General features: G+C 61.9%; 15 protein-coding genes. 8 read left to right on the forward strand and 7 right to left on the reverse strand.

The window, feature by feature from the left end; all coding sequences use genetic code 11:
• Positions 1-184 precede the first annotated feature (184 nt).
• From MAF45_RS00210 to MAF45_RS00220, 3 genes are all read right to left on the reverse strand, one after another.
• Positions 185-388 (reverse strand): hypothetical protein, encoded by a 204-nt coding sequence (locus MAF45_RS00210; protein ID WP_237977538.1) that lies wholly within the window; start codon positions 386-388, stop codon positions 185-187.
• A gap of 220 nt (positions 389-608) precedes the next feature.
• On the reverse strand, positions 609-926 hold the full coding sequence (locus MAF45_RS00215) for a hypothetical protein (RefSeq protein WP_237977539.1): 318 nt from the start codon (positions 924-926) through the stop codon (positions 609-611).
• Positions 927-1,191: 265 nt separating this feature from the next.
• Positions 1,192-2,028, reverse strand: coding sequence for a MetQ/NlpA family ABC transporter substrate-binding protein (locus tag MAF45_RS00220; protein ID WP_237977540.1), 837 nt, complete (start codon positions 2,026-2,028; stop codon positions 1,192-1,194).
• A 222-nt stretch (positions 2,029-2,250) separates the two neighbouring features.
• Here MAF45_RS00220 and MAF45_RS00225 point away from each other — a divergent pair, with 222 nt between their 5' ends.
• Complete coding sequence (locus tag MAF45_RS00225) at positions 2,251-3,174, forward strand: LysR family transcriptional regulator (RefSeq protein ID WP_237977806.1); 924 nt, start codon at positions 2,251-2,253, stop codon at positions 3,172-3,174.
• A gap of 28 nt (positions 3,175-3,202) precedes the next feature.
• On the opposite strand, the gene MAF45_RS00230 is transcribed toward MAF45_RS00225, so the two are convergent.
• Together MAF45_RS00230 and MAF45_RS00235 are read right to left on the reverse strand one after the other, a co-directional pair.
• Positions 3,203-3,658: an acyl-CoA thioesterase gene (locus MAF45_RS00230; protein ID WP_237977541.1), complete on the reverse strand. Its 456-nt coding sequence runs from the start codon at positions 3,656-3,658 to the stop codon at positions 3,203-3,205.
• Between the two features lie 2 nt (positions 3,659-3,660).
• Positions 3,661-4,434, reverse strand: coding sequence for a type III pantothenate kinase (locus MAF45_RS00235; protein WP_237977542.1), 774 nt, complete (start codon positions 4,432-4,434; stop codon positions 3,661-3,663).
• 287 nt (positions 4,435-4,721) lie between these two features.
• Here MAF45_RS00235 and MAF45_RS00240 point away from each other — a divergent pair, with 287 nt between their 5' ends.
• Positions 4,722-5,405: a hypothetical protein gene (locus tag MAF45_RS00240; protein WP_237977543.1), complete on the forward strand. Its 684-nt coding sequence runs from the start codon at positions 4,722-4,724 to the stop codon at positions 5,403-5,405.
• A gap of 108 nt (positions 5,406-5,513) precedes the next feature.
• Here the strand turns inward: MAF45_RS00240 and arfB are convergent, their stop codons facing one another.
• Positions 5,514-5,924 (reverse strand): alternative ribosome rescue aminoacyl-tRNA hydrolase ArfB, encoded by a 411-nt coding sequence (arfB, locus tag MAF45_RS00245; protein WP_237977544.1) that lies wholly within the window; start codon positions 5,922-5,924, stop codon positions 5,514-5,516.
• An 83-nt stretch (positions 5,925-6,007) separates the two neighbouring features.
• On the opposite strand from arfB, the gene MAF45_RS00250 reads away from it, so the two are divergent.
• Positions 6,008-6,295: a hypothetical protein gene (locus MAF45_RS00250; RefSeq protein ID WP_237977545.1), complete on the forward strand. Its 288-nt coding sequence runs from the start codon at positions 6,008-6,010 to the stop codon at positions 6,293-6,295.
• Between the two features lie 68 nt (positions 6,296-6,363).
• On the opposite strand, the gene yddG is transcribed toward MAF45_RS00250, so the two are convergent.
• On the reverse strand, positions 6,364-7,290 hold the full coding sequence (yddG, locus tag MAF45_RS00255; RefSeq protein ID WP_237977546.1) for an aromatic amino acid DMT transporter YddG: 927 nt from the start codon (positions 7,288-7,290) through the stop codon (positions 6,364-6,366).
• A 166-nt stretch (positions 7,291-7,456) separates the two neighbouring features.
• Between yddG and MAF45_RS00260 the strand changes: the two genes are divergently transcribed.
• The 5 genes from MAF45_RS00260 (at position 7,457) to paeA (ending at position 14,134) form a co-directional block, all read left to right on the forward strand.
• Positions 7,457-9,559, forward strand: coding sequence for an acetate--CoA ligase family protein (locus tag MAF45_RS00260; protein ID WP_237977547.1), 2,103 nt, complete (start codon positions 7,457-7,459; stop codon positions 9,557-9,559).
• 76 nt (positions 9,560-9,635) lie between these two features.
• On the forward strand, positions 9,636-10,142 hold the full coding sequence (locus MAF45_RS00265) for a hypothetical protein (protein WP_237977548.1): 507 nt from the start codon (positions 9,636-9,638) through the stop codon (positions 10,140-10,142).
• 143 nt (positions 10,143-10,285) lie between these two features.
• Positions 10,286-11,341 (forward strand): C40 family peptidase, encoded by a 1,056-nt coding sequence (locus MAF45_RS00270; RefSeq protein ID WP_237977549.1) that lies wholly within the window; start codon positions 10,286-10,288, stop codon positions 11,339-11,341.
• A 53-nt stretch (positions 11,342-11,394) separates the two neighbouring features.
• Positions 11,395-12,654 (forward strand): peptidase T, encoded by a 1,260-nt coding sequence (pepT, locus tag MAF45_RS00275; protein WP_237977550.1) that lies wholly within the window; start codon positions 11,395-11,397, stop codon positions 12,652-12,654.
• 136 nt (positions 12,655-12,790) lie between these two features.
• Positions 12,791-14,134 carry a polyamine export protein PaeA gene (gene paeA, locus MAF45_RS00280; RefSeq protein ID WP_237977551.1) on the forward strand — a complete coding sequence of 448 codons (1,344 nt, stop codon included), beginning with the start codon at positions 12,791-12,793 and terminating at the stop codon, positions 14,132-14,134.
• The last annotated feature ends 77 nt before the right edge of the window (positions 14,135-14,211 follow it).

Below are 14,211 nucleotides of genomic sequence, written 5' to 3' on the forward strand. Positions count from 1 at the left end.
ATCCCTATGTAGTGTCCTGAAAGTCTCCGGCCTGGTGTTTCACAGCCGGGGGAAAGGGGGAATTGTGCCTGGCGCGGCGTTTTGACTCGCCGTTACGCGGTAAAAAAGAAACAGCTTCCTTTGAGAAACTGAGCGCGAATGTTTTTGCCTGGTTCCCGGGTTCCCAATAAGGAACTTTCAATATTCAGGCCAGGGCCTCAGCAACATGCTGCAGCCCTGGCTCCAACGGGATTTTCCTCTTATAGATGGCACGGCAGCCCAGCTGACCAGATTGGGGATCGATTGTGTTGACCAGGACGCAGACGAAGATATTGTTGGAATGAAGATCGATGCCAATGAAATTGGTGCGGTCGATGGTGGAACAGGAATCTGTGGTAGTCTTAGTCACGACGAAACTCCCTTTTTAAGCTATTGAGAACACTTAAAATTTAACGGAGCTTTTCGTCGCTGACAACGCTTCAGAACTTATCTTCTGAGACGTTGTCTTTTTTGACTTTTCTCCCGTTAGCCCTGCAAGGGGCTATATGAGTATCGGGGCGAGCAGCCGCTTTTTTCCTGAAAGCGGCGCCTGGGAGGCTCTCCCCGCAGGAGCCGGTCAGGGAAGCGGCTCAGGCCGATTTTTTCCCGGCCGGGCTTTTGCTTTTCCTCCTCTTTTTGGGAGCCTTGTCCGCCACGCCGTTTCCTTCCGGGCGATCCTGCAGCACCGCCCGGTCGAACTCCTGCAGCACATCCTCAAGTTCGGCAAACCTCCGGCGGGCCTCCGGCGGCATGGAGTCCCTGCGGGCTGCAGCCGCCGGAGCTTCCGCCGCTCGTTCGGGCCTGGCTTCCGGAATCGGTTTTTCGCCGAAGCCCGAAAGGCTGCCGAAACTCTCAGCTGCTCGGTCTAGGAGCGAGGCCAGCGTTTTGGGTCTGGATCTTCGAGGCATTCTCTGTTGTTCCTGAATGGAAGCCCTCCCCTCTTCGGCTCAAGGGGAAAGCCGCCAAAATGATTGGAGCCTCCGATTGTATCCGCAAAGGAGGCCTCCGAACGGCGCGCGGGACGATCGAACAGGAAAGAGAACCTGCGGCCTCGGAAAGCTGACCTGAGGCCCGGCACCTTTCAAATAAACAGGAAAACGGGGCGAAGCGCTCCAAAGGCAGGGCCCGATCACGCCGGAATCAGGCCCCTGCGCCCGCCCCGCGCGCCTTAAATCAGAAGGCCGGAACCACGGCGCCCTTCAGATTGTCCTCGATGTATTTCTTCACCTCGGGGGACTGCAGCGCCCGCACGAGTTTTTGCAGCTCGGGCCGGTTTTCATCGCCCTGGCGGACGACGACGTCGTTCGCATAGGGCGAATCCTTCTCAATGAACAGCGAGTCCTTGACAGGATTCAGGTTCACCGTGAGGGCGAAGTTCGAATTGATCACGGCAAAATCCACATCCTTCAGGCTGCGGGGCACCTGCGCGGCCTCAAGCTCCTGCAGCTTGATCGAATGCGGATTCTCGACAATGTCGGCTGGAGTCGAGGCGATCGAACCTCCGTTCTTCAGCTTCAGGACGCCCGCGGACTGAAGGAGCAGCAGCGCCCTGCCGCCGTTGGTCGGGTCGTTCGGAATCGCGATCTTCGCTCCCTTCGGAATCGCCTTCAGATCTTTGGACTTGCCGCCGTAAATGCCCATCGGCTCGATGTGGATGGGAGCAAGCGCTGCAAGGTGCGTCTTGTGATTTTTCTGGAAGTCATCCAGGTAGGGCTTGTGCTGGAAGAAATTCGCGTCGAGATCCTTGGACTCGAGAGCCATATTGGGCTGCACGTAGTCGTTGAACTCGACGATCTGAAGCTTGACGCCCTGCTTCTCAAGCAGCGGGGCGGCCACTTTCAGCAGGTCACCGTGCGGCACAGGCGTCGCGCCCACCTTGATCGTCACCGTGCCGGCGGCAGCGGCGGCGCCTGAGGAGGCAGCGGCCGAGCCGTCTTTTTTGCCGCAGGCGGAAAGTACTGCCGTGAACGCCGCTGCGGCGGCCGCGCTGAATAACTGACGTCTTTGCATCTCTAGATCCCCTGAAACAAAGTGGATTGAGGAAATTTGAAGCGTATCAAAGTTTACCCCGCCGATGCGAAGCATCGGTCATATTATGGGTAAAAGATTTATACTTTCAATTTGAAATAACTTTCATTTTATAATTTCATAAGGTCTCGCTATAATATCAATAAGTGCAGTCGCATAACAGCTGCCTGTCTGCAGTTGCTTTTTAAGGAATCAACTGTGACTATGAATGAAAAGCCTTATCAATATGTTCAGGCGCTGCTGAGTGCAGGCAGCTTTTCGAAGGCTGCCAAGCGGCTCAACATCTCCCAGCCCTCCCTCTCGCAGTTCATCATGAGGCTGGAAAAAGACGCTGGCGCGGTGCTCATAGACCGGCTCGCCAGGCCGCTGAAGCTCACGCCCGCCGGCATGTGCTGGTGCGAAGCGGAGAAAAACGTGAGCAAGATCCGCGAGCTCTGCAGAATCCAGATCCGGGACATGGGCGAAGGGATCGTGGGCAAGCTCAGCGTGGGCACGCCCTACTACTTCGAGAGCTACTTCCTTTCAAACGTCCTGCCCTCCTTCCTCGAGTCCTATCCCGAGGTCGAAATCTCCATCGAGGAGAAAGACGACCAGAAGCTCGAGGAGCTCGTGGCAGCCTCGAGGCTCGACCTCGCGATCGTTCCCGCTCCCCGCGAGGATCCCGGGATCGCCTCGGAGCTTCTGTTCTGCGAGCCGTGCCTGGTCGCCGTACGAAAGGACGACCCGGTCTGCGCCGAGGCGAATTCCGACGGTTCGATCGACTTCGAAAAATTCGACCGCAGGCCCTTTGTCGCCGTGAAGCCCACGGTGAGACTCCGCGGCGTGTACAACAGCCTGTGCGCGAGGACCAAAACCCAGCCGCGCATCGCCGTGGAGTGCGGAGACCTCACGACCGCCCTCTCGCATACGATCTCAGGGCTCGGTCCGTCGCTTGTGACGGAAATGATGGCGAGGCAGTTCCGGGACAAGGCGCCCCTCGAGTTCTTCATCCTCAGGCCCATCGTCGACCCGATCCGGATCTGCGCCATTTACAGCGACACCCGGTATCTCTCGAAAGCGGGGCATTCGTTCATCGAGGCCATGAAGCGGGCAGCCGACAAGATGAACGCCCAAGAAGCCAAAGCCTGAGAGCCGCGCCGCCTGCCGTTTCCTTTTTTCAGGAGCGGAATTTCAGCTCCGCAGTGCCGGGGTCGCGCACATAGGGGGCGAGCAGCGGCCGGAAGCGCGCCGGTATCTCCACGGGTTCGAAGCTCCCGTCGCTCCTGGGCCGGCAGAACACGAGCGTCTCCGCAATCCAGACCAGAGGGCGGCCTTCCTTGGTGAGCTCGAAGGCGAAGCGAATTGAAGTGCGGCCGAGCCGCTCGATCCAGAGCCTGAAGACAAGCCTGTCACCCGGGCGCACCGGCGCCGCGAACTCCGCCTTCGCCCCGGCCATGGGCGTAAAAAGTCCGTCGGTCACCCCCGGCCCGAAGACCGGCTCATGCAGCACGCGGCGAAAGAACGCCTCCTCCGTGTCGACCGCCCAGCCGAAAAAATAAGGATGGAAGGCGAGCCCCGTGGAGTCGCTGTGAGAGAAATGCACCTCGAAAGGCACCTCGAAAACACGCCCCATGGCTAGTGCTCCTTTTCCGCCTCGCTCGCCACCCGGGCTGCCAGCCCGGTGATCACGAGGTTGTCGTCGAAAACCGCCCGCGGGAACCTTTCCCTGATCTCAAACTCGAAAAAACGGGCCGCGCCGCCCGTGACCACGAGCTTCACTGAGGCGTCCTCGCCGAGAGAGGCGAGCCCCCCGCGCATGAACCCCTCGATGCAGTCGAAGATGCCGGTGGTCACGGCGTCGTTCGTATTGAGCGGAAAGCGGCTGAGGGTGCCGGGCGCAATCGACTTGAGGCGCGCCGCCCCGCCCATGAGCATCGTGTACATCATGGTGGGCCCGGGAGCGATGCGCCCTCCGAGATACTCGTAGCGGGACTCGCCCAGGCAGTGGATGGAGTCGGCGGTGAGCGCCGTGCCCATCTGGATCACGAGAAGGCCTGTGCCCGGATGCTTAGCCACGGCACCGATCGCCGCATACCAGCGGTCCGCCCCGAGCTTGGAGTAGTCCTCGTAGCGGTTTTCAAGCGTTAAGCGGCCGCGGAAAATCCGCTGGCTGCCCAGCCACTCGACCCGCGTCCGGCGGCACACGGCGTTGAGGGTTTCTGCAACCCTGGCGTCTGCGACGGTGCAGGCGTAGATGAGCTCGGGGCGCTGCTTCTGGTAGAAGTCGCGCACCTGCTCGGCGAGCTCGATGGGGTCGCTGTAGACCATGACCCCGGTGTTCTGGGGCGTTGAAATCGCAGCCCACTTGAGAGCCGAGTTGCCGATGTCTATTAAGAATGTTCCGCTCAAAGTTCCAAGCTCCTGCCTGCGTGGGCCTGTTCGAAGCACTCTATCCTAGCACCCGGCGAAAAAAAAGCCGGACTGCTTGTTAGTCCGGCTTTGAAAAAGGAGAGTTCTCAGCAACTCAACTCATCTGTTATGTATATTGCACCTCGAGCCTTAAAGCGAGCTTAAACAGGGCCGGGCCGCAGGCCCCTTCGGACAGCTTTGCCGGAGCCTTAGCTGATAAAATAAAGAAAACAATCCTATGGACAGCGCTTAATTATGGCTGCTGTCCTATCCATAAGGAGCTGAACGTGCGCAACAATACCAGTATCTTTCTGCTGAAAGCGACCATCGGGATTCTCCTTCTCGTCGTGGTCGGCCTGCTGGCCGGGCCCTTCTTTGTGTCTGACCCCAGCATCCAGAAATCCATCGCCAAGGACCTCACCTTCATAGCCGCGGGCCTCATCGTGCTCGCGGTCATCGCGTTCCTGGTGAACATGATCGAGGTCAAAAGAGAAATCAACAAAGCTGCGAATTCCGGGGCAACGGACCGCCCGTTCTCTGAAAACAGCCTGTTTGACGCCAAGGTGCACGCCATGCACGACCGCGCGAGAAAAGGCATGCACATGTATCCGGAGGGACATGTCTGCAAGGTGAAAATCCACCCGATGGACATGGTGATGAAAGCGGTAGACCCCGACGACATCATCGTCGACTGCTACGGCTCCGACAAGGAGGGGTTCCGCACCCGCTTCTACGGCTCGCTCGACGGCGGGCTCAACTGGTACGAGCTCACGCAGCCCTCCTCGCCCAGCGACCGGAAGGCCATCCTGAAGGTCGCCCTGGGGCTGAGCTCCATCCACGACTATGCCAACCGCATGCGCTCCAACGGCGTGGCAAAAACGCTGGGCAGCAAGGCCGAGATCAGCGGCCAGCCCACCCTCGCCGATGGCGTGCGCAACAGCAGCCTGGAGCAGAAGAACCTGAAGCTTTAAGGAACGGGCTGGGATATACTCCCTGGCCTCTGGCTTCGCCCAACCCCGGAAGGCGGCACGCTTTCCGGGGATTTTCTTTTTCGGGAGAAGAGCCTGCGCGGCCAGGTCTTAGAAATCCGTCACGCGGCGGCGGCTCTGCTTGATCGCGCTGCGCGCGGCCTTGGCGCGGCGGCGGCGCACGCGGCTTGCTTTGGTGGGCCGGGTCGGAATGCGGGGCTCGGGCACGAGAGAGGCTTCCTCGACCAGCGCACTGAGCCTCTCCAGGGCGTCCTCGAGGTTCTGCTCCTGGGTCCGGTGAACCTCGCTTTTGATGGCGATCACGCCCTCGGAGCTGATTCTGCGGTCGCGAAGCGCGAGCAGCCTCTGCTTGATCCGCTCGGGCAGGGAGCTTGCACGGATATCAAACACAAGCCTCACCGCCGTGGCCACCTTGTTCACGTTCTGGCCGCCCGCGCCCTGGCTGCGGACCGCGCTCCAGCTGGCTTCAGATTTCTCGAACCTGTAGGGTATTCTCCTCATGATTGCCTTTCCAAGCCACCGGCCTGCCCCCTTAAAGGGCGCTGTGTGCCACAATGAACAGGTCTTTCTTCCAACTAAGAATTATGACAGCCACGAAAATTTTTGTCGCAGCCATCGCCGCCACGGTTCTTCTCAGCGGATGCGACCGCGCCGTCACCCGGATCTTCTCGCCTTATGAAAACGACAGCCGCAACGTAAAGCGCATCGGAACCGCCGTGGGGTCTCCCATTTACCGCATCACTGACGGAGACCTCACCTGCATTGCTGTTTTCACGCCTCAGGGAGACAGCACCGCTATTTCCTGCGTCCGCTCGGACGGGACTCCTGCTGCGGCCCCCGATGCCGCCAGGAGCCAGAAGGGATCCTTCTGAGGGAGCGCGGAAAAAAACGCACCGGCCCGGGGCTGCGGGCCCGCTCCCCTGCGCTTTTTTCTCCCGGCCTAAGAGCGGCGCCTGTTCCAAAGGGGCCCCATGAAGCCCACCTGAATGGTCGAGGCCCAGCAGACCAGAGAGCCCGCAACCACAACGAGGACTCCGCCCCAGAATCCCGTTGGCAGCGACGCATCGAGCAGGACCGCGCCGAACAGACAGGAGAGCACGGGCGTGAAGTAGGACGCAATCGCAAGAATGGTGATGCTGCCTTTCTGAACGCCCACGGTCCACACTGCGTAGGAGCCTCCCATGACGCAGCCGGCGGCCAGGCAGATGAGCAGCCCCGAGGCCGTGAAAGACGCCGGAGCCGGGACTCCTCCTGCGAGAGCGAGCAGGCCGAAAATGGCGGCGTCGATCGTGAAAATCAGGGCCGTGGGATTCTCTCCGCCGCCCCAGGCCCTGGTGGCCGAGCTGTAGAGCGCCCAGGCAATGGCTCCGCACAGCGCGAGCAGGTAGCTCAGGGGATTGTCCCTCATGTGCCGGAGCATCTCCGCCGGGTGAAAGCCCGCCGAACCCGAAATCACCTCGCCCAGCCCGTAAAGAGCGAGCAGAAAGCCGATTACGACGTACCACCGCGCGCGCTGCCCGTTGAACAGGATCGCAGCGATGATGGTGAGGCTCGGCCAGAGGTAGTTCACCATGCCCACCTCGAGCGTCTGGCGGCCGCCGTCAGAGATCTGGAGAGAAAAGGTAAAGCAGACGGAACAGGCAATCGCGCAGGGAATGCCGCACAGAAGATACCTGAGCGGCATCCGGCCGATCCTCGGCCAGCCGAAAATGACGAGGGCGAAAATCGCCCCGATCAAGTAACAGAGCGCGAGCCCCCGGGCCATGCCCGCCATCTCCTCGACAAGCCGTATCATGCCGACGGAGAGCCCCCACAGCACCGGGGCCAGCAGCCCCACAAGCGTTGCTCGTTTTTTTTCAGAAAACACAGCCCTCCTCCTGAGACAGGCCGCGGGCACTGTCCCTCTGCGGCGAAGTCTAAACCTTCCAGAAAAGCGCGGCTCGGGCGATAATTAGCTGGTTGCGCCCTTAAAAAGGGGCGCCGCAGGCTCCAAAAGCAAACCAACGCTCCCGTTTTCCCTACTGAGGAACAACATGAACTTATCTGCTGTCATGAAACCTCGGGCCATCGCCCTGATCGGGGCCTCCGCCCGTGAACACACGATCGGCCACGACCTGTTCTGCCGTCTTACCGACTATGGCTACAAGGGCGAACTCTATCTTGTCAATCCCAAGGGAGGAGAAATCGGCGGACGCCACGTCTACAAAAGCGTGCCGGAGCTTCCTCAGGGAATAGACCTCGCGATCATTGCTATCAACGCGAAGTTTGTGCTGGATACGGTGGATCAGTGCCATGAGAAGGGCATTCAAGGGCTGGTCGTGATTTCCGCAGGCTTCAAGGAGACGGGGCCCGCTGGCCGCGAGCTCGAGGCGGCCCTCGCCGCAAAGGTGAGGGAATACGGCATGACCCTCGTCGGCCCGAACTGCCTGGGCGTTGTGAACACGCATCCTTCGGTTCGGATGGACGGCTGCTTTGCCGAATCGCTGCCGCGGCGCGGCGACATCGGCTTTGTGTCGCAGTCCGGCGCCCTGGGCGGGGGCATCCTCAACATCCTGAAGGACCTGGGGATCGGCTTCGCCCAGTTCATCTCAATCGGCAACCAGGCCGACGTGAACGCCGCCTCGGCCATCGCCTACTGGGAAAATGAGGACGACGTCCGGCAGATCCTCCTTTATATGGAGTCGATCCTGCAGCCTCAGGAGTTCAGGAGGCTCGCGACTCGCACGAGCCGCCGCAAGCCCATCCTCGCGCTCAAGGCAGGCCGTTCCGCGGCCGGGGCGAGCGCCGCCTCTTCGCACACCGGGTCTCTCGCCGGCGCCGACCGGGCGGCCGACGCCCTCCTGCATCAGTCCGGCGTGATCCGCGAGCGCTCGCTCAAGGACCTCTTCTCCTCTGCGAAGGCGTTCTCCCTGTGCCCGATTCCGAAGGGCGACCGCATCGCCATCGTGACCAACTCCGGCGGCCCCGCCATCATGGCGACCGATGCCGTGGAAGATTACGGGATGCAGATGGCGAAGCTCTCCGAGGAGACCAAGGAGCAGCTGCGCTCGTTTCTTCCGCCGGCCGCGTCCGTCAAGAACCCTGTCGACATGATCGCCTCGGCCCCGCTCGAGCACTACAGGCGCACGCTCGAGACGGTGCTTGCCGACCCCGGCGTGGACATGGTGCTCGTGATCTACCTGCCGTTCCTCGGCCTGAAGGACACGGACGTTGCCCAGGCCGTCATGGACATCCGGGCCAAGCACCCCGAAAAGCCCATTGCCGGGGTGTTCATGACAACGCAGGAGTTCTTCACCTCACTTTCCGGGCGCGACGTCACCGTGCCCTTCTACATGTACTCCGAAGAGGGCATTGCGGCGTTTGACCGCCTCAACCGCCAGAGAAAGTGGCTCGCAAGGCCCGAAGGGAAGATTCCTTCCTATGAAACGGACCGCGGCGCGGCGCGCGCGCTGCTCGATGCCGCGCGCGGAGAATCCCGCGACACCCTCACCACGCGCGAGAGCATCGCGCTGCTCGATGCCTACGGCATACGCACCTGCCGCTCGAAGCTCGCCCGCAGCGAAGACGAGGCGGCTGAGTTCGCAAACCAGATCGGCTACCCGGTCGTGATGAAGATGACTTCGAAGACCACCTCCCACAAGACCGATGTGGGCGGCGTGCGCGTCGGCATCCGCTCCGAAGAGGATCTGCGCGCGCAGTACAGGGACCTTCTTGCGAAGCTCACCGAGCGCGGCCTCGAAAAAGGGCTCGAGGGCGTACTCATCCAGGAGATGGTCAGCGGCAAGCGCGAGATGGTCTGCGGACTCGCCACGGATCCCCAGTACGGGCCGATGATCATGTTCGGCCTCGGCGGCGTGTTCGTGGAAGTGATGAAAGACGTCTGCTTCAGGCTTGCTCCTCTCACCGACCAGGACGCCGCGGAAATGATCCGCTCGGTGAAGGCCTGGAAGCTGCTGGAGGGCGCCCGCGGCCTCAAGCCCGCCCAGACCGGCCGGATCGAAGAGACGCTGCTGAGGATCTCGCAGCTTGTCGCGGACTTCCCGGAGATCTCCGAGCTTGACATCAACCCACTCATCGTCTCAGACCGCGACGGCGAGCCCATCGCCGTCGACGCCCGCGTGAAGCTGAAGGCCTGAGGCCCGCGCGGCTTTAAAAGGAGAGCCCCGGGCGGGGCGCGGCCCAAGCGCTTCGCCCGGGACTGAACAAAAAGCGATGCTTGCCTTCATCATCCGTCATCTGCAGTTCATCACCTGCTTCTTCCTGCTCGGAGCCGGCATAGCCGGCGGGCTCACGGGCGAAGCCTGGGTCTGCCTGGCCATCGCTATTCCCGTGATCCTGATGTACGCCTGGCTGTCCGGCCGCTACAGCTATCTCATCGCGCGGCGCTTCACAGCGGACACTTCAAGGCCTTTTCTAGAGGCCGAGCCCGCGATCGTCGATGCGCCCTACGCCCTTGCGCACGTGAAGCCCGGCGACGAGCTCACGCTGCGGCCCATGGGACGCGAAAAAAAGAGCCGGGGCTCGGTGATTTCGCTCATGCACGGACACTACCACGCCGCGGCGCTCCTGAACGTCGAAGAGGACGGCCAGCTCGCGGCAGCGCTGCGGAAAGCCGCTCTGCGGGCTGAAGTCCTCGTCTGCGAGCCTAAGGACGGCGGCTGCAGGCTCAGGGTTCGAATCCAGGCCGCCTCCCCTTCCGACGACAGGCTACTCGCCTGAGCCATGAAACTTCCGGCGTCCCCCCGGGAGCCCCTCCTTTTCCCCGTTTTTAAATTTTTTTACAAATTAGCCGCCACAAATTCACAATCCAGAGGTGCGGCTGGGTCGTATTTTCCCCTAGAAGCCGTTAAAATAGGCGGGTTATGTCATCCCGAATCCCTTTCGTTCTCCCGGGTTTCCGCCGGGTTCTGCTTCGCGCCGCGCTGCTTTTGGCTGCGGGAGCCGCTGCCTGCTCCCCTGCGGCCTTTGCCGAGCCCGCAGAGCCGGACCCTCTGGCCGCTGTTTTCTCAGGCGGTGATGACAGTCTCGCGGATGCCCCCCAGGAGCCCGCGCTGGAGCTCGGCCCCGTCGGCACCGAACGCCACCGCTTCGGGCTTCGGCTCGCCGACTCCGCCCGATCCCAGATCGGCACGCCCTACCGCGTCGGCCGCAGCAACCCCGGCGAGGGGTTCGACTGCTCGGGCCTTGTCTGGTGGGTGTACCGCCAGTACGGCATCGAGCTGCCCCGCGTCTCCACCCTGCAGGCAAAGGTGGGCGACGAAGTGGATCTATCGCAGGCCCATCCCGGCGACATTGTGGTCTTTAAAACCGGCCGGGGCCCGAACGGTTTCCACAGCGGCATCATCACCACTCCGGGCCACTTCATCCATGCGCCGCGCAGCGGCAAGCTCGTCCAGGAGACCGAAATCAAGGGCTACTGGAGCAACCGCCTCTACACCGTCCGCCATGTGCGCGGGCTGAAGCTGCGCGAGAACCTCCTCAACGCCGATGAGATCAGCCGGACGCTCGAGTCGATGAGCGGAGAGGAAAAGGCGACCTACGGCATAGCATCCTCTTCAGATGGCTACGATCAGACCGACCCGCTTTTTTCAGTGGTTCAGGAAAGCGAAGCCGCGCCTCTCAGGCTTAACGCCATGGAGCCCACGCAGACTGCCCGCAGAAGGGTGACGCTCGGAAGCGAGCGGGCGCTGCCTGCCGCCTCCGGCAAAAAGCTGAAGGACCGTGAAACGGCTTCCGTCCGCAGGGCTCACGACAAGGCAAAGGCGAAAACAGGCGCCGCTGCGAAGTCTGCGCCGCGGGTGAAGACCGCCTCGGTGCGAAGCCGCTCGGCCAAGAGCGTTCGCTCCTCCGCCCGAAAATCCGCTGTCAAGCAGACCGCGGGACACTCCGGCGGCAGAAAGCACAAAGCCGTAGCCTGAAGGCGCCCCCCGCAAGGCGCCTCATTGTCATCTTTCCCTTTAGGAGGAAACGCATGGTCCGCCCCGTTCCTTATGAGCTGTACGAGCGCAAAACGCCCCTTCTGGACCGCTTCATCCGTTACGCCCTCATTCCCACGGCCTCCGATCCCGACAGCAGCGCCTCGCCCAGCACGGCCAAGCAGCTGCGGCTGGCTGAGCTTCTGCGCGGCGAGCTGCTGGAGCTCGGGCTGTCCGACGCAGCCCTCTCGCCCTTCGGTGTCGTCTCGGCCACTCTTCCTGCCTCGCCGGGAGCGCAGTCGGCTCCCGTCCTCGCCCTCATTGCCCACATGGACACCTCCCCCGAGGCATCGGACGAGGGCATCCGCCCCCAGGTTGCGGAGCACTGGAGCGGAGAGCCGATCGAGCTCGACCCGCAGGGCCGCATCGTGCTTTCGTCCGCGCTCTTTCCGGAGCTTGACGCCCACAGGGGCGAGGACATCATCTGCACGGACGGGACGACTCTGCTGGGTGCCGACGACAAGGCCGGCATCGCCGCCATCATGGACGCCCTGGACTGGTTCAGGCGGCACCCGCAGCAGCCCCACGCAGCGGTCCGCGTTTTCTTCACCCCCGATGAGGAAATCGGCCGCGGAACCGAACATCTCTCAGTGCCTGACATCGGCGCGTCCTACGGCTTCACGGTCGACGGCGGCGAAGTGGGAGGACTCGACAGCGAGACCTTCAACGCGGCCGAGGCCGAAATCTCCTTCACGGGGATCTCCGTCCACCCGGGAAGCGCTTTCGGGAAGATGGTGAACGCCGTGAAGCTCGCCTCGCGCTTCGTGCTCGAGCTGCCCCAGGCCGAGTCGCCCGAGCGCACGAAGGGACGCGAGGGGTTCTTCCACCCCGTTTCGATCTCCGGAACCGTGGAGAAGGCGAAGCTGCGGATCATCATCCGCGACCATGACGACCAGGCCTTTGAAGAGCGAAAGAGCCGCCTCAGGCAGCTCGCCTCAGGGTTTGACTGCGGCCGGGCCCCCCGGCCGGAAGTCACGATCCGGGATCAGTACTACAACATGAAGCGCTACATCGAGGACCGCGGCGATGTCCTCGAGCGGGCCCGGGAAGCCATCCGAAGCACCGGAATCGAACCGGTCGAGCAGCCCGTGAGAGGCGGCACGGACGGTGCGTTTCTCAGCCGCGCGGGACTGCCCTGCCCGAACCTGTTCACCGGCGGTCTCAACTACCACGGCATTTACGAGTGCCTGCCGGTCCCGTCGCTCGAGAAAGCCGCGGCCGCGGTGCGCAGCCTCATCGCCCGCAGCGCCCTCTGAAAGGGCCTGCGCGAAGCGCTGCGGCCCGCAGGGAAGGCAAAATAAATTTAAAATATAAAAGATTTAAATATAAATTTAAAAACAAGCCGCCTTACCTCCCTCGGACGGCACGGCGGCCTTTTCATGGATGTTCGCTATGGATACCGTACTGCAGATTTTCGGGCTGCTGGTCCTTATCCTTCTTTCAGCGTTTTTTTCAATTTCTGAAATTTCACTGGCCGCTTCGAAGAAGATGCGGCTTCAGGCGTTGGCGGAAGAAGGAGATTCCCGGGCCCGCGAGGTCATCGCTCTGAAGGCGAAGCCCGGAGCCATGTTCTCCATTGTCGAGATCGGCGTCAACGCCCTCGCGCTCGCGGGCGGCATCCTGGGCCAGGCGGCCTTCATTCCTCCCTTCACAAGGCTCTACAGCATGGTGGCTTCCCCCGAGGCCACGCACACCCTCGCCTTCTGGAGCGCCTACCTTCTCGCCACGCTCCTGTTCGTGCTCTTTGCAGACCTGATCCCGCGGCGCATGGCCATGGCGATCCCCGAATCCTGCGCGGTTCTCATCGTGCGGCCGATCTCGTGGCTCAACCAGGTGCTGCGTCCCATCGTCTGGTTTCTCAATACCATCACCACCCAGGTGATGAAGCGCACGGGGCTGCCCATCCACGCGAACGACCACGTCACCACCGCCGACGTGATGGCGACAGTCAATGCGGGCGTGCGCGAAGGGCTCATCGATCCCACCGAACGCTCTGTGATTGAAAACATCTTTTCGCTTGAAGACCGGACCGCAGGCACCGTGATGACCGACCGCGAGGACATCGTCTACTTCCTGCGCAGCGACTCCGACGAGAGCATCCGCCGCAAGCTGGCCGAGCATCCCCACCACCAGTTCCTCGTGTGCGACAAGACGCTCGACAACGTCGTGGGATACATCGACAGCAAGCAGCTGCTGCGCTACCTGGTCGAAGACAAGAAGCTCGACCTCGGCGAAAAAGGCATTCTCTCGCCGGTGAAGCTCATCCCGGAAACCCTTTCCATGTCGGAAGTGATCGAGGTGATCCGCAACACCTCCGCAGACTTCGTCGTGGTCATCAACGAGTACGGCGAAGTGGCGGGCCTCATCACGCTGAACGATGTCATGAACACCGTGATGGGTGAAATGGTCGGCATGGACGAGGACTCCCAGATCATCCAGCGCGACGAGTCCTCCTGGCTTGTGGAAGGCTCGACGCCGATCTACGATCTGCAGAACTACTTCGACCTGGACCAGATCGAAGACAACCCGCCCTATGAGACGGCGGGCGGCCTCATCATGTACCTGCTGCGCCGGATCCCGAAGCGGGCCGATAAAGTGCTTTTCAACGGCTACCGCTTCGAGGTGATGGACATCGACAAGAACAGGGTCGATCAGATGCTCGTGACGAAGCTGCCGGTCAGGCCCGCGGTCGAGGCCCAGGCCGCTCCGGCCGATCCGCCGAAAACAAACGGCTGAAACCGCTGACTGCGTTCTCAATAAGAAAAGCAGCGGCTGCGCCCGGCTCGGTTCTGGCGCAGCCTTTTTTTGCCTCG

Origin of the sequence: Mesosutterella porci (assembly GCF_022134585.1) — a bacterium.
Taxonomy (GTDB): domain Bacteria; phylum Pseudomonadota; class Gammaproteobacteria; order Burkholderiales; family Burkholderiaceae_F; genus Mesosutterella; species Mesosutterella porci.